This is a genomic window from Tepidiphilus succinatimandens, from assembly GCF_006503695.1.
Classification (GTDB): domain Bacteria; phylum Pseudomonadota; class Gammaproteobacteria; order Burkholderiales; family Rhodocyclaceae; genus Tepidiphilus; species Tepidiphilus succinatimandens.
The window spans coordinates 32,734-53,115 of the sequence record NZ_SBIK01000008.1; the positions used below are offsets into that span (position 1 = coordinate 32,734).

General features: G+C 67.4%; 18 protein-coding genes and 1 pseudogene. 12 read left to right on the forward strand and 7 right to left on the reverse strand.

Going from position 1 to position 20,382, the window contains the following annotated elements:
* Positions 1–11: 11 nt before the first annotated feature.
* From EPD82_RS06285 to EPD82_RS06295, 3 genes are read right to left on the reverse strand one after another with little or no spacing between them, the layout of a single operon-like run.
* On the reverse strand, positions 12–1,778 hold the full coding sequence (locus tag EPD82_RS06285) for a Na/Pi cotransporter family protein (protein WP_141056152.1): 1,767 nt from the start codon (positions 1,776–1,778) through the stop codon (positions 12–14).
* Complete coding sequence (gene ruvC, locus EPD82_RS06290; RefSeq protein WP_055423184.1) at positions 1,775–2,317, reverse strand: crossover junction endodeoxyribonuclease RuvC; 543 nt, start codon at positions 2,315–2,317, stop codon at positions 1,775–1,777. Before ruvC ends, EPD82_RS06285 begins: the two co-directional genes overlap by 4 nt.
* Complete coding sequence (locus EPD82_RS06295; RefSeq protein WP_055423185.1) at positions 2,314–3,048, reverse strand: YebC/PmpR family DNA-binding transcriptional regulator; 735 nt, start codon at positions 3,046–3,048, stop codon at positions 2,314–2,316. The genes ruvC and EPD82_RS06295 overlap by 4 nt, the downstream gene beginning before the upstream one ends.
* A 171-nt stretch (positions 3,049–3,219) precedes the next feature.
* Here EPD82_RS06295 and EPD82_RS12060 point away from each other — a divergent pair, with 171 nt between their 5' ends.
* Genes EPD82_RS12060 through EPD82_RS06330 form a run of 7 tightly spaced genes read left to right on the forward strand, consistent with a single transcriptional unit; the run spans position 3,220 to position 12,063 of the window.
* Positions 3,220–6,570, forward strand: a complete 3,351-nt coding sequence (locus EPD82_RS12060) for a DEAD/DEAH box helicase (protein WP_206202217.1) — start codon at positions 3,220–3,222, stop codon at positions 6,568–6,570.
* Positions 6,571–6,587: 17 nt separating this feature from the next.
* Complete coding sequence (locus EPD82_RS06305; protein ID WP_055423187.1) at positions 6,588–6,791, forward strand: heavy-metal-associated domain-containing protein; 204 nt, start codon at positions 6,588–6,590, stop codon at positions 6,789–6,791.
* Complete coding sequence (locus EPD82_RS06310) at positions 6,772–9,036, forward strand: heavy metal translocating P-type ATPase (RefSeq protein ID WP_141056153.1); 2,265 nt, start codon at positions 6,772–6,774, stop codon at positions 9,034–9,036. The genes EPD82_RS06305 and EPD82_RS06310 overlap by 20 nt, the downstream gene beginning before the upstream one ends.
* Positions 9,033–10,127 carry a polysaccharide pyruvyl transferase family protein gene (locus EPD82_RS06315; protein ID WP_141056154.1) on the forward strand — a complete coding sequence of 365 codons (1,095 nt, stop codon included), beginning with the start codon at positions 9,033–9,035 and terminating at the stop codon, positions 10,125–10,127. Before EPD82_RS06310 ends, EPD82_RS06315 begins: the two co-directional genes overlap by 4 nt.
* A 10-nt stretch (positions 10,128–10,137) precedes the next feature.
* Entirely contained in the window at positions 10,138–11,079 is a 942-nt protein-coding gene (locus EPD82_RS06320; RefSeq protein ID WP_206202218.1) for a DMT family transporter, read from the forward strand.
* On the forward strand, positions 11,076–11,756 hold the full coding sequence (gene nfi, locus EPD82_RS06325) for a deoxyribonuclease V (protein WP_141056155.1): 681 nt from the start codon (positions 11,076–11,078) through the stop codon (positions 11,754–11,756). The genes EPD82_RS06320 and nfi overlap by 4 nt, the downstream gene beginning before the upstream one ends.
* A gap of 34 nt (positions 11,757–11,790) precedes the next feature.
* Positions 11,791–12,063, forward strand: coding sequence for a DUF2442 domain-containing protein (locus tag EPD82_RS06330; RefSeq protein WP_028873850.1), 273 nt, complete (start codon positions 11,791–11,793; stop codon positions 12,061–12,063).
* A gap of 77 nt (positions 12,064–12,140) precedes the next feature.
* On the opposite strand, the pseudogene EPD82_RS12395 reads toward EPD82_RS06330, so the two are convergent.
* Both EPD82_RS12395 and EPD82_RS12255 read right to left on the reverse strand, forming a co-directional pair.
* A pseudogene (locus EPD82_RS12395) lies at positions 12,141–12,314 on the reverse strand (type II toxin-antitoxin system YafQ family toxin); the annotation flags it as partial.
* Positions 12,289–12,411: a hypothetical protein gene (locus EPD82_RS12255; protein WP_276607289.1), complete on the reverse strand. Its 123-nt coding sequence runs from the start codon at positions 12,409–12,411 to the stop codon at positions 12,289–12,291. The pseudogene EPD82_RS12395 and the gene EPD82_RS12255, both read right to left, overlap by 26 nt.
* A gap of 141 nt (positions 12,412–12,552) precedes the next feature.
* Here EPD82_RS12255 and EPD82_RS06335 point away from each other — a divergent pair, with 141 nt between their 5' ends.
* A complete protein-coding gene (locus tag EPD82_RS06335) occupies positions 12,553–13,551 on the forward strand; it encodes a sulfate ABC transporter substrate-binding protein (protein WP_141056156.1) in 999 nt (332 codons plus the stop codon).
* A 155-nt stretch (positions 13,552–13,706) separates the two neighbouring features.
* Here EPD82_RS06335 and EPD82_RS06340 read toward each other — a convergent pair whose 3' ends face one another.
* Complete coding sequence (locus EPD82_RS06340) at positions 13,707–14,213, reverse strand: DUF6803 family protein (protein ID WP_055423981.1); 507 nt, start codon at positions 14,211–14,213, stop codon at positions 13,707–13,709.
* 595 nt (positions 14,214–14,808) lie between these two features.
* Here EPD82_RS06340 and EPD82_RS06345 point away from each other — a divergent pair.
* The 4 genes from EPD82_RS06345 to EPD82_RS06360 are packed head-to-tail and all read left to right on the forward strand — an operon-like array spanning position 14,809 to position 18,605.
* The gene (locus EPD82_RS06345; RefSeq protein WP_055423980.1) at positions 14,809–15,813 is read left to right on the forward strand and encodes a sulfate ABC transporter substrate-binding protein; all 1,005 of its coding nucleotides are present in this window, start codon (positions 14,809–14,811) and stop codon (positions 15,811–15,813) included.
* The gene (gene cysT, locus EPD82_RS06350; RefSeq protein WP_198289064.1) at positions 15,810–16,643 is read left to right on the forward strand and encodes a sulfate ABC transporter permease subunit CysT; all 834 of its coding nucleotides are present in this window, start codon (positions 15,810–15,812) and stop codon (positions 16,641–16,643) included. Before EPD82_RS06345 ends, cysT begins: the two co-directional genes overlap by 4 nt.
* A 1-nt stretch (position 16,644) precedes the next feature.
* Positions 16,645–17,541: a sulfate ABC transporter permease subunit CysW gene (gene cysW / locus EPD82_RS06355; protein ID WP_055423978.1), complete on the forward strand. Its 897-nt coding sequence runs from the start codon at positions 16,645–16,647 to the stop codon at positions 17,539–17,541.
* The gene (locus tag EPD82_RS06360) at positions 17,538–18,605 is read left to right on the forward strand and encodes a sulfate/molybdate ABC transporter ATP-binding protein (RefSeq protein WP_141056157.1); all 1,068 of its coding nucleotides are present in this window, start codon (positions 17,538–17,540) and stop codon (positions 18,603–18,605) included. The genes cysW and EPD82_RS06360 overlap by 4 nt, the downstream gene beginning before the upstream one ends.
* On the opposite strand, the gene EPD82_RS06365 is transcribed toward EPD82_RS06360, so the two are convergent.
* Positions 18,602–20,227 carry a methyl-accepting chemotaxis protein gene (locus tag EPD82_RS06365; RefSeq protein WP_141056158.1) on the reverse strand — a complete coding sequence of 542 codons (1,626 nt, stop codon included), beginning with the start codon at positions 20,225–20,227 and terminating at the stop codon, positions 18,602–18,604. The genes EPD82_RS06360 and EPD82_RS06365 overlap by 4 nt on opposite strands.
* Between the last annotated feature and the right edge of the window lie 155 nt (positions 20,228–20,382).

The following is a 20,382-nucleotide window of genomic DNA, read 5'->3' on the forward strand; positions in this document are numbered from 1 at the left end:
GGGCGTCCCGCTCAGGCGGCATGCGGCGGCAGCGCCGCCTCGCCCAGCAGCCGCGCGGCGGTGAGCAGGTTCTCGGTGATGCGGCGCACGTAGGCCGTGTCGTTCATCATCGAGGTGGCCTCTTCCGGCGAGAGTTCGCCGTTTTTCAGCCATTCTTCCAGCAGGCCGTTGGCCAGCGGGTCGAGCTGCGCCAGCGAGGTGTGGGTGACCAGCGTGAGCTCGGCGGCACTGCCGTCGCAGCCCGGTTCCCGCGGCAGATGGGCGATGGCGTAGAGCGTCTCGACGAGGTGGCGGCGGTAGCGCAGGTACTGCCGCTGCACGATGGAGTTGGGGTGCTGCAGGCCGGGAACGAGATTCTTCTGCAGGTGCTTGGTGTCCTTGACCGCTTCCTGGATGGCGGCGCTCGCCTGAAGGATATGCTGCAGTTTGGCCGCCAAGGGAGCGGGCGGCGCGAGGCGCGCGGCGAAGTCTACGATGAGCCCGGAGAGCGGCTTGATCCGCGCCCGGTAGAGACCGTCGATGTCGATCGTATGAACCCGCGCGGGTGGGTGGTCGAGCTCGTGCGGATCTTCTCCGGCGCGCATGGCCTTGGGGTCGACCTGCATCACCAGGGCGATGAGGTCGATCGCCCGGTCGAACAGGCGCCAGGTTTCCTTGCGCAGCGATTCGATCGCCACGTCGGGCGTCTTGAGCTGGGTCGGCGAGAGGTATTTTGGAGCGGTCAGGGCCGGGGTCGTGTCGGGCAAGAGGCGCTGGAGCAGCCGCAGGAAGCGTGAGAGGTTCGGCAGCGCGAGGCACACGCCCACGGCGTTGAAGAAGGTATGGAAGAAGGCAAGCTGCAGCAGCGCATCGTCTTCCGGCAGGCCGAGCAGCCTCGTGCCGAGCAGCGTGCCGGCGCGAAAGAGCGGAAAGGCGGTCAGGGCGAGCAAGGCGGTGAAAAGGTTGAAGAAGAGGTGGCCGAGGGCGAGCCGTTTGGCCGCGGCGTCGGCGCCGATCGCGCCGAGCAGGGCCGTGGCAGTGCTGCCGATGTTGGCGCCGATCGCGATGGCGAGCGCGTTGTCGAATCCGATCTGGCCGGACGCGAGCGCGGCCACCGTGAGCAGCATGGTCGCGTGGCTCGATTGCATCACCACCGTGGCAAGGGTGCCGACCGCGGTGTAGGTCAAAAGCCCGGCGTACCCCGGCGGGGCATAGGCGCGCAGGTCGAACTGTTGCTGAAAGAGCTCGGAGCCGATCTTCAGGTAATGGATGCCGAAGAGGATCAGCCCCAGGCCGATGAGGATGTGGCCCGTGGCCGCGAAAGCGCGTTCACGCGAAAAGCGCAGCACCATGCCGAGCGAGACGAAGGGCAGCGCGTAGCGTGCGAGATCGAGCGAGGCCCCCAGCGTGGCGAAAATCCAGGTGCCCGTGGTGGTGCCGATGTTGGCCCCCAGGATGAGCGCGAGTCCGCTGTTCAAGGAGATCATCTTCGCCGAGACGAAAGACATGGTCATTAGCGAGACGATGCCGCTCGACTGGGTCGCGACGGTGGCGAAAAAGCCGAAAACGAGGCCGCCGAGGGTGCTGCGGGTGCTGGTGCGCACCAGCGTTTCGAGCCCGCTGCCGGCCAGCGCCCTGACGCCGTCTTCGAGCGAGCGCATGCCTAGCAGGAAGAGGGCCAGGCCGGCGGCGATCTCGTTGGCGGTGGCGCTATTGACGAGCCACCAGCCGAGCAGCCCCAAGAGGAGCAGGCGCGGCAGGTTGCGCGCCCAGGCCGGCCACAGCGCGATCGGCTTCATCGGCGCGAGGGCGGGGGGACGAGCAGCCGTCCGCCGCGGCGCCGCACGGCTTGCGCCGCGTAGGGGTGGGTGCTTTGGTGGGCGTGGCAGATGGCGCAGGCGAGCGCATCGGCCGCGTCCGGCCCCGGTGTGGCATCGAGGCCGAGCAGCCGCGTCACCATTTCCTGCACCTGCACCTTGTCGGCCTTGCCGTAGCCGACCACGGCCTGTTTCACCTGCAGCGCCGTGTATTCATGCACCGCGGTGCCGCCGAGCAAGGCCGCGCAGAGCACGGCGCCGCGCGCCTGTCCCAGGAGCAGGGTCGATTGGGGGTTGAGATTGACGAAGACTTTTTCGACGGCGGCCTCGGTCGGCCGGTAGGTGGCGATGAGCTCGTCCACGCCGCGAAAGAGGGTGGCGAGCCGCTCGGGCAGGGTGCCTTCGCCGCTGCGGATGCAGCCGCTGGCCACATAGGCGAACCGGGTACCGTGCCGCTCGATGACGCCGAAGCCCGTGATGCGCAGCCCCGGGTCGAGGCCGAGGATGCGCACCGCCGTCATGGCTCCTCTTCGTCGAAGACGGCCGAAGTGTAGACCGCCTGCACGTCGTCGAGCGATTCGAGCGCGTCGATGAGCTTGCGCATCTTGGCGGCGTCTTCGCCCGTGAGCTCGATCTCGTTGAGCGGCTTCCACACCGCTTCGGCCACTTCCGGGGTGAAACCGGCCGCTTCCAGCGCCGCGCGGATGCGCTCGAGCTCGAAAGGCGGGGTGATGACCTCGATCGAGCCGTCCTCGTTGGTGATGACGTCCTCGGCCCCGGCTTCCAGTGCCGCTTCGAGCAGCGCATCTTCGTTCGTGCCAGGGGCGAAGATCATCTGGCCGCAGTGCTTGAACTGGAAGGCGACGCAGCCCTCGGTGCCGAGGTTGCCGCCATGCTTGCTGAAGGCGTGGCGCACTTCGGCCACGGTGCGGGTGCGGTTGTCGGTGATGCAGTCGACGAGCACCGCCGCGCCGCCCGGGCCGTAGCCTTCGTAGCGGATCTCTTCGTAGCTCACCCCCTCGAGCTCACCGGTGCCGCGCTTGATGGCCCGCTCGATGTTCTCGGAGGGCATGTTGTGCTCTTTGGCTTTGTCGATGGCGGCGCGCAGACGGGGGTTGAAGTTGGGGTCGCCGCCGCCGTTGCGCGCGGCCACGGTGATCTCGCGGATGAGCCGGGTGAAGATCTTGCCGCGTTTGGCGTCCTGCCGTTCTTTGCGGAAACGGATGTTCGCCCATTTGGAATGGCCAGCCATTGCCTCTCCTGCCGCGTTGCGATTGAGTTTGCACCTTTGGCCAATTATACTGTGCGATCCCCTTTCCCCGGCGTGAGCGCAATGAATCCGGCAGAACGCAACCGTCGTCGTCTCGAGTGGTTGAGGCTCCACGTCTTCGGTCCCGTCTACTGGTCACGGGGAGAGGATTTGGTGCAACGGGATAGGGTGCGCTCCTATGAGTTTTCTGGCGACGAGCAGCATTGGCACATCGAGGGCCGGGTTCAGGGAACGCAGCGTTCTCCTTACGTGCAGCATATCGATATATCATGGGACGAAGAAAGCGACGTCAAACCTTCGTCCATTGAATGTTCCTGTACCTGCCCCATCGGTGAGGCGTGCAAGCACTGTGCGGCGCTGCTCATCGAGTTCGCCGGGCGGCTTGCAGAGCGGGAGGCTGCCAGGGGGCAAGAGGTGGTCGAGGTGCCAGGTTCCGGAAATCCCCTCCCCCCCTCGGAGGAAGAGGGACGGATCCACTTGGGCGAGCTGGTCGAGCTCATGCTCGGCAACCGGTCTCTTTCGCCGGACAAGGAAGGCGTGTCTGCCGCAGTCGCGCGAATCGCCAAGGACCAGGAGGCCAAGCGCTCCCCGGCCATGCGCTGGATCGAGGAGACGGCCCGCCAGCGCCGTCTGCGCCACGAGCCGCACCCTTACCCGGGGCCGGACCAGCAGCCGCCGGAGCGCATCCTCTACGACGTGCGGCTCGACGAGCGCCGCGGCCTCTTCGGCTGGAATGCCTTTCTCACCCGTCCCTACAAGCGCGATCCGCGCCGCTTCGTCGCCGGCAAGCCCGTCGATCTGCTCACGGTCTACTACCATCGGGAAATCTATGAGGCGCTCACCGTCGCCGATCTGATGGGGCTGGCGGTGGCGTCGATGCACGGTCCTCCGCGTACCTGGCTGGGTGCGGCCTTTGCCGCCATCGTCCAGAGCGGACGCGCCTGTCTGGGATCGCACACGGAGGGCGTCTTCCTGCGCTGGGGCGAGCCAAGGCGCTTGCTGTGGCTATGGCGCGAGACGGCGCGCGGGGCATTCCAGGGCGTGTGGCACGTGGAGGGCAATGGCGAGGCGGGCATCGTGCCGCTGCGCTTCATGCTGCCTTGGCACTATTTCGAGCGCAAGACCCATACCGTGGGGCCACTGATCCTGCCCGAGGGAGTGGAATGGGCCGACGTCGAGCGGCTCGACGCCTTGCCGCCGGTGCCGCAGGCGGAAGCGCCGGTGTTCGCGCGGCGCTGGAGCGAGCTCTTCGGCGAAGCATTGCCGGCTCCGGCCCCCGTGGCGACGGTGCGGGTCGAGGAACCCGCGCACTTTCGCCTCGTCCTGTGGCGCGACGAGCAAGGAAAACGGCGCATCCGTCCCGAAGTGCGCTACGGCGAAGTCGCGGTCGATGCCCAGGGGCGGGTGCATCATCCGTTCGGGGACGAGGTGCGCCTCGAGCTGCCGCACCGTTCCGTGGCCCGGGAGAAGCAGTGGTTCGGCACGGTGCGGGTGCTGCTGGAGCCGCTGCGGATGGCGCTCGCCTGGCCCGATTTCACCGAATACGAGGCGCAGGCCGAATCCCCCCTGCTGTGGCACGAGCTGCGCGAGCGGCTCGAAGCCGGGGTGCTGGGCGAGTTCTCGCCCGAGATCGAGGTGGGGGACGATTTCTGGCCGCAGGAGTGGGAGGCGAGCACGGCGGAAGTGGAACTCGCCCAGGCCGACGAAGGAGGCGACTGGTTCGCGTTCGACGCCAAGGTGAAAGCGGGCGAGCGCGAGATCGACCTCACGGAGCTCGCGGCGGAGGTCTTCGAGCGCTATGGCGAGGACGACTGGCCGGAGAAAATCGTCTATCCCTTTCCGGAAGAAGACGCCTGTGCGGTGGTGCCGCTCGAGCCGATCGCACCCATCCTGAAGCTGACGCTGGAATTGCTGCGGCGCGAACCGCGGCGCGAGGGGCCGGTGCGGCTGTCGCGCTACGATTTTTCCCTGCTGCGCGAGCTGCCGCCCGGAACCTTGGCCCAGATCCAGGCACCGACGCTGTCGGCCATGCTCGAAGAGCTGGAGCGCTACGGCGGCCCCGTGCCGGTGGAGGAACCGCCGGGCTTGCAGGCGCAGATGCGGCCCTACCAGCGCACGGGCCTGGCCTGGCTGCAGTTCTGGCGCCGGCATCGCCTGCACGGGATCCTGGCCGACGACATGGGGCTGGGCAAGACGCTGCAGGCGCTCGCGCATCTCTTGGCGGAAAAGCGCGCCGGCCGGCTCGAGCAGCCGGCGCTGGTGGTGGCGCCCACGAGCCTCGTGGGCAACTGGGCGCGCGAGGCGGCGCGCTTCACCCCCGATCTGCGCGTGCTCATCTGGCACGGCGCGCAGCGGCGCGAACGGCTCGAGGCGATCTCGGGGCACGACCTCGTCATCACCACCTATCCCCTGGTGTGGCGCGACGTGGAGCTGTTGCGCCCGCGGGCGTGGTCGGTGATGATCCTGGACGAAGCGCAGATGATCAAGAATCCGCGGGCGCAGATCTCGCAGCACGTACGCAAGTTTCGCGCCGAGCAGCGCCTGTGCCTGACCGGCACTCCCATGGAGAACCATCTCGGTGAGCTGTGGGCCCTCTTCGATTTCCTCATGCCGGGTTTTCTCGGCTCGCTCGAAACCTTCAACCGCTGGTACCGCCATCCGATCGAGCAGGAGGGTGACGCGGCGCGCCTCGAGCATCTGCGCCGGCGCATCCGCCCGTTCCTGCTGCGGCGCACGAAGGCGGAGGTGGTGGCGGAGCTGCCGCCCAAGACCGAGATCGTCCAGACGGTGACGCTGGGCGAGAAGCAGGCCAAGGTCTACGAGGCGATCCGGCTGACCATGCAGGAGCGCGTGCGCCGGGCGCTCGCTGAAAAGGGGCTCGCCCGCAGCCAGATCACGGTGCTCGACGCGCTTCTCAAACTGCGGCAGGTGTGCTGCGATCCCACGCTGGTCGACCTGCCGCAGGCGCGCCAGGTGAAGGAATCGGCCAAACTCGACTGGCTGCGCGAGACCCTGCCCGAACTCGTCGAAGAGGGGCGGCGCATCCTCATCTTTTCCCAGTTCGTGCAGATGCTCGAGCGCATCGAGCCGGTGCTCGCCGAGCTGAAGATTCCCTATGTGAAACTCACCGGCAGCACCCGTCGGCGCGACGAGGTGATCGATCGCTTCCGCCAGGGCGAAGCGCCGGTCTTCCTCATCAGCCTCAAGGCGGGCGGCGTGGGCTTGAACCTCACCGAGGCCGACACGGTGATCCTCTTCGACCCCTGGTGGAACCCGGCGGTGGAGGAACAGGCGATCGATCGTACGCACCGCATCGGTCAGGACAAGCCGGTCTTCGTCTATAAACTGATCGCGGCCAATACGGTCGAAGAAAAAATGCTGGAAATGCAGGCGCGCAAACGCACGCTTGCCGAAGGCACGCTGGAGACGGGCGAGGCGGGCGGGTTTGCGCTCACCGAAGAAGACGTGGCGGCACTGCTGTCTTCTTCGCCCGTGGAAGCTTGACGACAGGAGCAAGGACGATGCAACAACGCTACGAAGTGAAAGGGATGAGCTGCGCGCACTGCGAGAAGGCCGTGGCCGAGGCGCTGAAGAAGGTACCGGGCGTGACGCGCGTCGTCTCGGTGAGCCGGGAGCGGGAGGAAGTGGTGATCGAAGGCGATCCGAGCCCGCAGGCGGTGATCGAGGCGATTCTCGAAGAGGGCTATGACGCAAGACTCGCCTGATTCCGCGCCCGCCGCCGAGGCCGAGCTCGAACTGGGCATCCGCGGCATGACCTGCGCCGCCTGCGTGCGGCGCATCGAGCGGGCTCTGCTGCGGCTGCCGGGCGTGCGCCAGGCGAGCGTCAATCTGGCGCTCGAGCGCGCCACGCTGCGCTACGACCCGAGCCGCGTCGACGAGGCCGCCATCCGGCGCGCCATCCGCGAACTCGGCTACGAGCCGGTGCCGCGGGCGTCACAGTCTTGCACCGACGAGGAAGACGAGGCCGCGCGCGCGGCGCGTCGCCGGGTGCTTTGGGCCGTAGGGCTCGCGGTGCCGCTCGTGCTGCTCGCCATGGGGCCGATGCTGCCGGGCGGAGAAGCGCTCTTTGCCCGCCTCGCCCCGATGTGGCTGTGGCAGGCGCTGCAGGCGGCGCTCTCCTCGCTCATCCTCTTTGCCTGCGGCGCGCCGCTGCTGCGCGCCGGCTGGTCGGAACTGCGCCACGGCGCCCCGGCGATGAACGCCCTCGTCCTGCTGGGGGCCGGCGCCGCCTGGGGCTATTCGCTGCTCGCCTGGCTCGCGCCGGGGATCTTCCCGCCAGGCAGCGCGCATCTGTATTTCGAATCGGCCGGAGTCATCGTCGCCCTGATCCTGCTCGGGCGCATGCTGGAGGCGCGCGCCCGCGGCCGGGCATCCCGCGCCATCTCGCGCCTGCTGCGGCTGCAGCCGCGCACGGCACGGGTTTTGCGCGAAGACGGCTCGGTGTGGGAATTGCCTGTCGAGGAACTGCGCCCCGGCGACCGGGTGCAGGTGCGCCCGGGCGAGCGCCTTCCCGCCGACGGCATCGTGCGCGAGGGAGCGGGCTGGGTTGACGAGTCCATGCTCACCGGCGAACCGCTGCCGGTGGAAAAGCGCCCCGGCGATCGGGTGGTCGGCGGCAGCGTGCTCACTTCCGGCGGCTTCGCCATGGAGGTGACCGAAGTCGGCCGCGAGACGCTGCTTGCGCGCATCATCGCGCTGGTCGAACGGGCGCAAGCCGAGAAGCCGCCCATCCAGGCGTTCGCCGACCGCGTGGCCGGCGTTTTCGTGCCGCTGGTGCTCGCCGTGGCCGCGCTCACCTTTGCCCTCTGGCTGGCCTTCGGTCCCGAACCGCGGCTCTCCTACGCTTTCGTCACTGCAGTGAGCGTGCTGCTCATCGCCTGCCCCTGCGCGATGGGGCTCGCCACGCCCGTCGCCCTCATGGTCGCCACGGGGCGGGGGGCGGAATGCGGCATCCTCGTGCGCCGCGGCGCCGCCCTGGAGCGGCTCGCCGCGATCGACACCGTGGTCTTCGACAAGACGGGCACGCTCACCGCTGGGCGACCGGCGCTGGTGGAAGCGTGCTGGAATGCGCCGGGCGAGGCGCGGCAGTGGCTGCTGCGCGTGGCCGCACTGGAAAAAGCGAGCGAGCATCCGATTGCCGGCGCCCTGCTCGCGGCCGTGGGCGAGGTGCCGCTGCCGCCGGCCGAGGAGGTCGAACCGGTGCCGGGCGGCGGCATCCGCGGCCGCGTCGAAGGGCTGCGGCTCGCGGTGGGTTCGCGCCGCTTCCTGGAGAAGGAGGTGGGAACGCGGGCGCCGGATGCGGCGTTGGCGTCCTGGGCCGAGGCGCAGGCCGGCGAAGGCAGAACGCTCGTGTGGGTGGCGGCCGACGGCGTTCCCGTGGGGGTGCTGGCGTTTGCCGATCCGCTCAAGCCCACGAGCGCGGCGGCGGTGGCCGAACTCCATGCGCTCGGTCTGCGCGTGGCGCTTCTTTCCGGCGATTTGCGCCGCAGCGTGGAGGCAGTGGCCCGGGCGCTCGCCATCGAGGAAGTTCGCGCCGAGGTGCGCCCCGAAGAAAAGGCCGAGGCGCTGCGTCAATGGCAGGCCCAGGGGCGGCGGCTCGCCTTCGTGGGCGATGGCATCAACGACGCGCCGGCGCTCGCCCAGGCCGACGTGGGCATCGCCATGGGCACCGGTACCGACGTGGCGATCGAGACCGGCGACGTGGTGCTCATGCGCGGCGACCCGGCCGCCGTGCCGCAGGCCGTGCGCCTTGCACGCGCCACGCGTCGCACCATCGCCTGGAATTTCGTCTGGGCCTACGGCTACAACGTGGTGCTCATTCCGCTCGCGGCTGGCATCTTCCACCCCTGGACCGGCTGGCTGCTCGACCCCATGCTCGCCGCCGCGGCCATGAGCCTCTCCAGTCTCTTCGTGGTGACCCACTCGCTGCGCCTGCGCCGGGCGATATGAGCGCCATCGACCTGGTGCTCTTCGGCGCCTTCGACCGGCACAATTACGGCGACCTGCTGCTTGCCCGGCTCGCCGCCGAGTCCGCCGGCGGGCGCAGTGTGCACTTCGCTGGCCTGCGCGCCTGGGATGCGCGTTCCGTGGCCGGATTCGCGGTGCACCCCCTGCCCGAAGTGATCGCGGACCTGAAGCAAGGCTACGACCTGTACCACGTCGGCGGCGAGATCCTCGATTGCGACGCCTGGACCGCAGCGGTGATGCTGCTCGACGAAGAAAGTGCCGCACGGGCGATCGCCTGCTTCGATGCCGACCCCTGCGCCCGCCGCCGCGAGGCGGTGCGTCGGTTGGGCACGCACCGGCCGCTACCCTACGTGCTGCGCCGAGGGGACGCCCCCGGAGTGCGCCGCCTCGAGTTCGCCCCCTGCGGCGGTACGGGCCTCGAGACCTTGCCGCGCAGCATCCAGCGCACCGCATTCACGGCACTCGCGGAAGCGGACGAAGCGCACGTGCGCGATGCCCGCACCCGGGCGATCTTCGCCCGACGAGGGTTGTACCTGCCGCTCGCGCCGGACCCCGCCGAGGGGCTTGCCGCCTCGAATCTGGCAGCGGCGCTCGAAACGCATGCCGCCGGCTGGCGCGCACGGCTCGGTGCCTATCGCCTGGTACAGTTCGCTGCCGAATGCGCCACCGACCCGTGGCTCGCGGCGCTCGCCGCCTGGCTGGAGGCGCGCCGCGAAGCAGGCGAGTGCTTCGCCCTCGTGCGTGCCGGCGCCGCCCCGTGGCACGACACGCTGGAAGCGCTCGAGCGCCTGTCCCGCTTCCTCTCGCCGTCGAACCGGGCGGCGCTGCGCCTGATCGACGAGCTCCGGCTGGAGGCGATCGGCGGGCTCGCTGCCGGGGCAGTGGAAGTCTGTGCCACCAGCCTGCATCTGCTGCTCACGGCCCGCGCCTTCGGGGTGCCGGCCGTGGCGCTGGAACGGGAGCCGCACGCTGCGCGCAAGCTGCGCGCCTATTTCGGCACCTGGCACCCGGAGCAAACCTTCTGGGCGCCGGGTGTCGCCTGCCGTCCGGTGGGACGGTTTTCCATGGAGTGAAAGAAAGACGATGACGATCCGGGAACACCCTGCGCTCGGCTGGTGGATGGCTTTTGCCGGCGCGTTCGGTTTCTCCTTCAAGGCGGTGCTCGTCAAGCTCGCCTACCGCTACGGCGTCGACGCCGAGACCATCCTCGCCCTGCGCATGGGCTTCGCCTTGCCGTTCTTCCTGCTGCTCGGCTGGGCGGCGGAGCAAAGGGCGGCACACCGCCTCAGCGTGCGGCAGTGGGGTATTCTCTTCGTGCTCGGTTTCCTCGGCTATTACGGCTCGAGCTACCTCGACTTCCTCGGGTTGCGCTACATCAGCGCCGGCCTGGAGCGCATGATCCTCTTCTGCTACCCGACACTGGTCGTGCTGATGTCGGCGGCCTTCCTCGGCACGCGGCTCGACCGTCGAACCCTCGCTTCACTGGTCGTCTGCTACGCCGGGCTCGCGCTCGCGCTAGTGCACGACCTTGGCCAGAATCCCGGCAGCGCGCACGACGTCTGGCTGGGCGGCGGGCTCGTCTTCGCCTCGGCCGTGGCCTACGCACTCTACCTTCTCGGCACCGGCCAGGTGGTGGCGCAAATCGGCGCTTCCCGCCTGAGCGCCTGGGCGACGACTTTCGCCTGCCTGCTCGTGCTCGGCCAGTTCGCCGTCATGCGCCCCCTGCCTTCGCTGTGGCAGCAACCGGCGCCGGTGCTGTGGCTCGGCCTCGCCATGGCGCTCGTCTCCACCGTCGCCCCGGTATGGCTCGTCTCCGAAGCCATCCGTCGCCTCGGATCCGGACCCGTTTCGATGAGCGCCACCCTCGGCCCCGTGCTCACCCTGCTGCTCAGCGCCTGGCTGCTCGACGAGTCGCTCTCCCTCACCCAGCTTGCCGGCTGCGGCCTGGTGATCGCCGGCGTGGTGATGATGAGCCGGCGGCCCCGTCCCGTTTCCGCGGCCACGGCGGCAGGGGAGGGTGGATGACGGATCTCTCCCTGCTGCACCCCCGCACGGTGGACGAGGCGATCGCCCTGCAGCGCGAGATCGCCCGGCGGGTCGTGTGCGAGGACGCGAACGGCCCGGTACGTCGCGTGGCCGGCGTCGACGTCGGCTTTCCCGGCGGCGGCACTCGGGGACGGGCCGCCGTCGCCGTGCTCGATTTCCCCTCGCTCGCCTCGAGCGAGACGGCGGTCGCGGAGGACGAGGTGGACTTCCCCTACGTGCCGGGTCTGCTTTCCTTTCGTGAGCTGCCGGTGGTGCTGCAGGCGCTGGAGCGGCTCTCGGCCCCGCCCGATCTGCTCCTCGTCGACGGCCACGGCCGGGCGCATCCGCGCCGCTGCGGTATCGCCTGCCATCTGGGCGTGCTCACCGATCTGCCCAGCATCGGCGTGGCCAAGTCGCGCCTCGTCGGCACGCACGACCCGGTGCCGCAAGAGCGCGGCGCCTGGGTGCCACTGCGCGACGGAGAGGAAATCATCGGCGCCGTGCTGCGCACCCGCGTGGGCGTGCACCCCGTCTACGTCTCCATCGGCCATCGCGTGAGCCTCGAGCGCGCCGTAGACTGGGTGATGGCCTGCACCACGCGCTACCGCCTGCCGGAGACCGCCCGCGCCGCCCACGCGCTCGCTTCGGGGACTGTCCGGAAGCGGGGAATGAGATAACGGGTCGTGGAACGTCATTTGCAGGAGATCATCGATGCCTGGCACAAGCACTTCGACCGTTGAAGTGACACATATTTCCAAAAATGGCTTTTGGTTGCTCCTCGACGAAGAAGAATTGATGCTTCCCTTCGCGAATTTTCCTTGGTTCAAAAAGGCGAGCGTCGAGCAAATCTGCGACGTGGAAAGGCCAAGCCCCAATCACCTCTATTGGCCGAAACTCGATATCGATCTGTCCATCGAGTCCATTCGCCATCCGGAGAATTTTCCTCTGGTCTCGAGAGCGAACGAGTTTATCGAAAAAGCATAAATAGGGATTGCGAACAAGTCTCTGGCGACGATAGGTGGGTGCCTCTGGGCGCTGACTTTCAGTCCGCGCCGTTTTCACTCGGCGCCGAGCGGGCCATCGTTGGCAATGAGCAACAGCATCACCTCTTTGAGCCGACGCAGATCATAGCGCCTTGATCGGCTCAGTCGCTCCCGATCCTGGCGAAACGCGCGCGTATAGTCGGCCGCTCGCGGTGGCCTGGTCCGCTTACTGGTAGGCGGTTTCTTCGAGGTCGTCGAAGAGCACCTCGGCGGAGGAAAAACGGGCTCGCCGGGTCTGTCGTATCGCCCGGGCTTCGGCCATCGCTTCGCGTGTGGCTGTGTTGGGCACTTTCAGTTCCAGGGGACTTATTGCTCCCGTTCTCTGTCGTGACTGATAAATTCTTTTAGATTATATAAAACTACAAAAAATTCGCTTCTCCCGACTATGTTGCCTCGTTACCATGGGGTCATCATCAGTCGGGAGATCGCCATGCGTTTCACACCTCGTTCGCTCTTTCTCGCCGCCGCGGCGGCCTTGGCGCTGGGCAGCGCGCGTGCCGACGTGTCGCTGCTCAACGTCTCGTACGATCCCACACGGGAGTTCTACCAAGCCTATGATGCCGCCTTCGCGCGCCACTGGAAAGAGCGCACCGGGGAGACGGTGACGGTTCGCCAGTCGCACGGCGGCTCGGGCAAGCAGGCGCTGGCGGTGATCCATGGGCTGGAGGCCGACGTCGTCACCCTGGCGCTGGGTTACGACATCGATGCCATTGCCCAGGCGGGCAAGCTCGCCCCCGACTGGCAGCAGCGCCTGCCGCAGCGCAGCGCCCCCTACACTTCGACCATCGTCTTCCTCGTGCGCAAGGGCAATCCCAAGGCCATCCGCGACTGGGACGATCTCGTCAAAGGTGACGTCTCCGTCATCACGCCCAACCCCAAGACTTCCGGCGGGGCGCGCTGGAACTACCTCGCGGCGCTCGCCTGGGCGCACAAGCGCTGGCCCGGCGATGAGCGCAAGGCCACCGACTATTTGCGCGAACTCTATCGCCGCGTGGCCGTGCTCGACGCCGGCGCCCGCGGCGCCACCAACACCTTCGTCCAGCGTGGCCTGGGCGACGTGCTGCTTGCCTGGGAAAACGAAGCCTTCCTTGCCCTGCAGGAATCCGGCCCGGACACCTTCGAGATCGTCGTCCCGTCGGTGTCCGTGCTCGCCGAGCCGCCGGTGGCGGTGGTCGACAGCGTCGTCAGCCGACGCGGCACCGCCGAGATCGCCCGCGCCTACCTCGAATACCTCTATTCCCCCGAGGGCCAGCGCCTCGCGGCCAAGCATTACTACCGCCCTGTCCATCCCCAATACGCCGACCCGGCCGACCTCGCCCGTTTCCCCAAGCTCGAACTGCTGACGATCGAGGACTTCGGCGGTTGGCAAAAAGTGCAGCAGGAGCATTTCGCCGACGGCGGCGTGTTCGACCGCATCGTGACGAAGTGAGGAGAGCGAACATGAATCCCGTTTCCCGCCGTACCGTGCTGAAAACCGTTCCGCCAGACTTACTTGTCAGGTCCCGGACGATTGCGTTGAACCAGCACGCCGACGATCCGTCCGCGTCATTCCCGTCTGGCCGTCGGCATGCTTTTCTCTCAACTTCAGTGGTTTATCATATGCTCTGTTGGCATGTGTGCAGCGTCTTGGTCGATGAGATAAGGATTCATCATGCCGAAAATCATGGCTACATGGGAGAGTACCAGGAATGCCGCCACCAGCAGGGCATGGAGGAAGAGCTTGCGCTCTTCAGGGCTTGAACGGGCGAGTACGCCGAGATCAAGGAGCGCGAGCCCTGCCAAGGGGATCGCACCAGAGAGATAGAAACCGACGGCGATCATGTCGATCATGCCGCGCCACTGGCCGGTGAGGGTGAGCGGCACGACGACGTTGGGCAGGAGGTAGGCGAATACCCCCAGGAAATACACACCGGCGAGGATACTGGCCAAGCGGTTGAGGGCGCGCAGCCAACCGCCTCGAGAGCGAAGCAAGAGGATGAACAATTCGGTGATGGCCACCGTCTCCGCGAGGATGACGGGGATCGCCATGAAAAGGATCAGATTCCAAGGCTGGTTTTGGGCCAGCAGTTCCATGTAATGCGTCATGGGCATGAGATTCTCCTTGCCATGTAAAGGGCGTGCGACATTCGGCCGGGCAGGATGTCCGGCTTGGATCGAGGGTGTGCAGGGAGAATCAGGCTCGGGGTGGGGGATGGTCAGGCTGCGGGGTCTCGCCCGGTTTAAGCGAACGGCTGTGTGCCAGTAAGACCGGTCGTCCCATGTGGTGGAAGACAACAGGTTGGATGGGTAGGCAGGGCGAAAACGCGACCGCGCAGTGCAGCTGGCATGGGGCGCTGGCTTTGGCAGCGAGCGGGTGTTCCGTGTGGCAGGTCGGGTGATCGGCAACAAACGAGCCATGCGTCGGCAGGGGAGGGGCTGCATGTTCTGCGGCCAGAATCGGCCCTGCCCACAGTCCCTTGAGGAGGAGAGCGCAGATCATGAGCATGACGAGCCGGCGATGGTGCAAGGTCGAAGGGCCCCCTGTTTTTTCCATTGTATATCGAGGCAAGGGGAAACCCTGCAGTACTTTAGCCAAATGGATACGGTTAATCGAATTTATTCTTTCGAAGAATAACCTACCAACCCCCACCCCGTTGAACCGCCTATACCCCTTCGCTACCATCTTCTTCATCTCACCGGAGGATGGATGATGCGTTCCTGGCGTTTTCTTGCCGCCCTGGCGGCCTTGCTGACACTGGTCGCGGCCGGCCCGGCGCGGGCCGAGACGAGCCTGCTCAACGTCTCTTACGACGTCTCGCGCGAGCTCTATAAAGAGATCAACCCGCTCTTCGCCGCGTCCTGGCAGGCGAGCAAGGGGGAGGCGGTGACGATCCGCCAGTCGCATGGCGGCTCGTCCAAGCAGGCGCTTGCCGTGGCGGCGGGGCTGGAGGCGGACGTGGTGACCATGAACCAGGCGTCCGACCTCGAGCTCCTGGCCGAGCGCGGGTTCGTCGCGCCCGACTGGCGCACGCGTTTTCCCAATCAGGCGGCACCTTATTCCAGCACCATGGTCTTCCTCGTGCGTCAGGGCAATCCCAAGGCCATCCGCGATTGGGACGATCTCGTGCGCGAGGGGGTGCAGGTGATCGTGCCCAATCCCAAGGTGACGGGCAACGGCCGCTATACCTATCTCGCGGCCTGGGGCTACGCCCGGCAGAAGACGGGCTCGGACGAGGGGGCGCGCGCCTTCGTCACCAGGCTCTTTCGCAACGTGCCGGTGCTCGACGGCGGCGGGCGCGGGGCGACCACCACCTTCACCCAGCGCGGCGTGGGCGATGTGCTCGTCACCTTCGAGAACGAGGCTCGCCTGATCGCGCAGGAGCTGGGCGGCAAGGAGTTCGAGATCGTCTATCCGTCCGTCTCCATCGAGGCGCCGGCGCCGGTGGCGGTGGTGGAGCCGGTGGTGGCCAAACGCGGCACGGCAGAGGTGGCGCGCGCTTATTTGCAGTTTCTCTTCAGCGAACCGGCGCAGGAGGTGATGGCCAAGCACTACTTCCGCCCCAGTGACCCCCAGGTGCGCCAGCGTCACGCGGCGCGTTTCCCCGAGGTGCGCACCTTCACCGTGGAAGAAGTCTTCGGCGGCTGGGCGGCGGTGCAGCGCACGCACTTCGCCGATGGCGGCGTGCTCGACCAGATCCTCGGGCAGAAATGATGGCTGCGCACACGGGCGTGCTGCCGGGTTTCCGCCTCACGCTGGGCTATACGCTGCTCTACCTCTCGCTCATCGTGCTGCTGCCGGTGGCGGCGGTGTTCGGCAAAACGCTGGAGCTGGGCTGGGGCGAGTTCGTGGACGTGGTGAGCAACCCGCGGGTGCTCGCCGCCTACCGGCTTTCTTTCGGGGCGGCGCTCGCGGCGGCGGCGATCGATGCCGTCTTCGGCCTGCTGCTTGCCTGGGTGCTGGTGCGCTATTCCTTTCCCGGCAAGCGCCTGGTCGACGCCCTCATCGACCTGCCGTTCGCGCTGCCCACGGCGGTGGCCGGCATCGCACTCACCGCGCTCTACGCGCCCAACGGCTGGTTGGGCGGGTGGCTCGCCGCGCTCGGGGTCAAGGTCGCGTTCACGCCGCTGGGCATTCTCGTGGCGCTCGTCTTCATCGGCATTCCTTTCGTGGTGCGCACGGTGCAGCCGGTGTTGGAGGAATTCGAGCCGGAATTCGAGGAGGCGGCCGCGAGCCTGGGGGCGAGCCGCTGGCAGGTGTTCCGCCACGTGATCCTGCCGCACGTGCTGCCGGCCACCGTCACCGGGTTTGCGCTCGCCTTCGCCCGTGCCGTGGGGGAGTACGGCTCGGTGATCTTCATCGCCGGGAACATCCCTTTCGTCTCGGAGATCGTGCCGCTGCTCATCATCGGCCAGCTCGAACAGTACGACGAGGCGGGCGCCACCGCCATCGCCACGGTGATGCTGGTCATTTCCTTCACCCTCTTGCTCGTCATCAACGCCCTGCAAGCTTGGGCCGCCCGTCGCGGCGGCAAGGAGCAATGACATGGACGCCGTTGCCGCGTTGCCCGCGCTCGAACTGCCCGCCCGCCGCGCTGCCGTGCGGCCGGTCACCACCGAGCCCGTCTGGGTGCGACGCGCCCTGATTGCGCTCGCGCTCGCCTTCTTCGGTCTCTTTCTGCTGCTGCCGCTTGCGGCCGTCTTCGTCGAGGCGCTGCGCAAGGGCTGGGCGGTGTATCTGGCCGCACTCGTCGAGCCCGACGCGCTCGCCGCCCTGAAACTGACGCTGCTGGCCGCCGCCATCGCCGTGCCGCTCAACCTCGTCTTCGGGGTGGCGGCTGCCTGGGCGATCGCGAAATTTTCCTTCCGCGGCAAGGCACTGCTGCTCACCCTGATCGATCTGCCCTTCTCGGTCTCGCCGGTGGTGGCGGGGTTGGGGCTGGTGCTGCTCTTCGGCAGTTCCGGCTGGTTCGGCGCCTGGCTCGCGGCGCACGAGGTGAAGATCCTCTTCGCCGTGCCCGGCATCGTGCTCGCCACCGTCTTCGTCACCTTCCCCTTTGTGGCGCGCGAGCTCGTGCCGCTCATGCAGGCGCAGGGGCGCGAGGAGGAAGAGGCGGCGGTGGTGCTGGGCGCGAGCGGCTGGCGCACCTTCTGGCACGTGACCCTGCCCAACGTCAAGTGGGGTCTGCTCTACGGGGTGATCCTCACCAATGCCCGCGCCATGGGCGAATTCGGCGCGGTGAGCGTCGTCTCCGGACACATCCGCGGCCAGACCACCACCCTGCCGCTGCACGTCGAGATTCTCTACAACGAATACCAGTTCTCGGCGGCGTTCGCCGTCGCCTCGCTCCTGGCGCTGCTCGCCCTGGTGACCCTGGTCGTCAAGCACGCCATCGAGCGGCGCGGCGATTTTGCCGCCCTGCGCCGTGGGAGCCGCACATGAGCATCGAAGTCCGACACATCTGCAAGCGTTTTGGCGCCTTTACTGCGCTGGCCGACGTCTCGCTCGCCTTTCCCGACGGGGAACTCGTGGCGCTGCTGGGCCCTTCGGGCTGCGGCAAGACCACTCTGCTGCGCGTGATCGCCGGCTTGGAGCAGCCCGACTCGGGGCAGGTGCTCTTCGACGGCGAGGACGCTTCCGACACCCACGTGCGCGAACGCCGCGTCGGTTTTGTCTTCCAGCACTACGCGCTCTTCCGGCACATGAGCGTGTTCGACAACGTGGCGTTTGGCCTGCGCATGAAACCGCGGCGCGAGCGCCCGAGCGAGGCCGAGATCCGCCGCCGCGTGATGGCGCTGCTCGAACTCGTGCAACTCGACTGGATCGCCGATCGTTTCCCCTCGCAGCTCTCCGGCGGGCAGCGCCAGCGCATCGCGCTCGCCCGGGCCCTGGCGGTCGAACCCAAGGTGCTGCTGCTCGACGAACCCTTCGGGGCGCTGGATGCGAAAGTGCGCAAGGAGCTGCGCCGTTGGCTTCGGCGCCTGCACGACGAGCTGCACGTCACTTCCATTTTCGTCACGCATGACCAGGAAGAGGCGCTGGAAGTGGCTGATCGCGTGGTGCTGATGCACCGCGGCCGGGTCGAGCAGGTGGGCTCGCCCGAGGAGGTCTATCATCATCCCGCCACGCCCTTCGTCTATGACTTCCTCGGCTCGGTCAACCGCTTCGAGGGGCGTATGGAAGCAACGGGGCTGCGGGTGGGCGAGTCGCTGCTGCCGCACGAGGCACCGCTTCCCGCCGGTGAGGAGGTGGTCGCCTTCGCCCGGCCTTTCGAGCTCGACATCGTTCCGGCCGAGTCGGGGCAGGGCGTGCCGGCGCGCGTGGCCCGAATCCTTGCCTTCGGGGCGAGCGCCCGGGTGGAACTGGACGGGGAGGGCGAGCCCGCGCGCCGCTTCGAGGTCGAGCTGCCGCGCGAGCGCTGCGCTGCCTTGGCGCTTTCCCCCGGTCAACCGGTGCGGCTCGTGCCGGCCCGGCTGCGGGTGTTCGCCGGACGCGCTGAACCCTAGCCGATCTTGAACCGGCCTACCGCCTGGCGCAGCGTCTGCATCGCGTCTTCGATGAGTTTCGCGGCGGCGGTGGCGCGGTTGACCGTCTGATGGTTCTTGTCGGCCATCTGCACGATGGTCTCGACGTTGCGCGCCACCTGGTTGCTGGCCACCGACTGTTCCTTGAGCGCGTCGGAGATGTGGCTGGCGTAGTCGATGACGCGCCCCGAGCCCTCGGCGATGCGCTCGATCGACTCGCCCGCGGCGTTGGCGAGCTGCACCCCCTGTTCGACCTCGGCCACGCTGGTCTCCATCGCCGTCACGGCCTGCTTCGTGCCCTGCTGGATGTGGGCGATCATCTCGGTGATCTCCTGGGTCGACACGGTGGTGCGCTCGGCCAGTTTCCTCACCTCGTCGGCCACCACCGCGAAGCCGCGGCCGTATTCGCCGGCGCGCGCCGCTTCGATGGCGGCGTTCAAGGCGAGCAGGTTCGTCTGCTCGGCGATCGTCTCGATCACGTTGACGATGGAGGTGATCTCGGCGGAATGTTTCTCCAGCTGGCCGATGTCCTTGGCCGTTTCGGTGACGCGATCGGCGATCTTCTTGATGCTCTCGACCGTGCGCTGCATCACCTCGCCACCTTCCTTGGCGATGGCACCCGATTCGCGGGCCACGCTGCTCGCTTCCTCGGCGTTCTTCGCCACCTCGCCGATGCTCACCGTGAGCTCTTCCACCGCCGCGGCCATGGTGGAGGAGGCGTCGTTCTGTTCATTGACGGCGCGCTCCACGTCACCGGCGACGGTGGCAAGCGTCGTGGCGGCCTCGGAGAGGTGATCGGTGTTGCGCCGGATCTCTCCCAGCATCTCGCGCAGCGATTGCTGCATCGTGGCCACCGCCTGTAGCATCCGGCCGATCTCGTCGCTACCCTCGACGCGCACCGGCGTGGTGAGATCCCCGGCAGCGGTGGCCTCGGCCGCCTGCAGGGCGATGGCGATGCGCCCTCCGATGCTGCGCGCGAGCGCCAGGGCGAGCGTGATCGCCAGGGCGAAGGCCACCGCGCCGCTGCCGTATAGAACCCAATGCGTCTGGGTCGAGACTTCGTCCAATCTTTCCAGCCGTTGCTGGAGCAGTCCGTGCCGTTCTTCAATGATTTGGGCAAAGGTGACGCGAATCTCATCCATTTTGGCCTTGCCGCGCTCGCTGCGCACGAGCGCTTCCATCTCGGCAAACGAGGCCCTGCCGGCATTGATTTCTTGCCGCAGGGCGATCAGCGGCGTGAGCCCTTGCTGCTGCCACTCCTTGCCCATGGCTGCCAGCCGTTCGATCGCCGCGCGGCGCTGCGGAGTTTGGGTGTTTGCCAAAGCTTCCTGGAATGCCTTCTGGAATTCCTGTTCGCCGATCTGGACCGGCTCGAGAAAACTCTCCTTGCCCGAGAGGGCGAAACCGCGTACGCCGGTCTCCATGTTGATGAGCGCCTCGCGCATGCGGGTGAGGGCAGTAATGACCCCGTGCGAGCGGTCGACTTCCTCGACGGCCTCCGCCATGAGCGACAGATTGTAAGAAGTGACGGTGATCACGACGGCGATCATCGCCGCCACGGCGCAGAACGAGGTGATGAGCTTGCTCTTTACGCTGAGAGACATGATTGGACCTCGGCTCGGAAGGATGGTTGCTGAACATTTTAGGGCAGGGCGAGGCGGATCGATGCGAAAAATGACGTGGTTTTTTCTGGCAAATCCGCGTTTTCATGATCCTGACACCACGACGGTGCTATGCTGATGGAAGTGTGAGGCCGCAT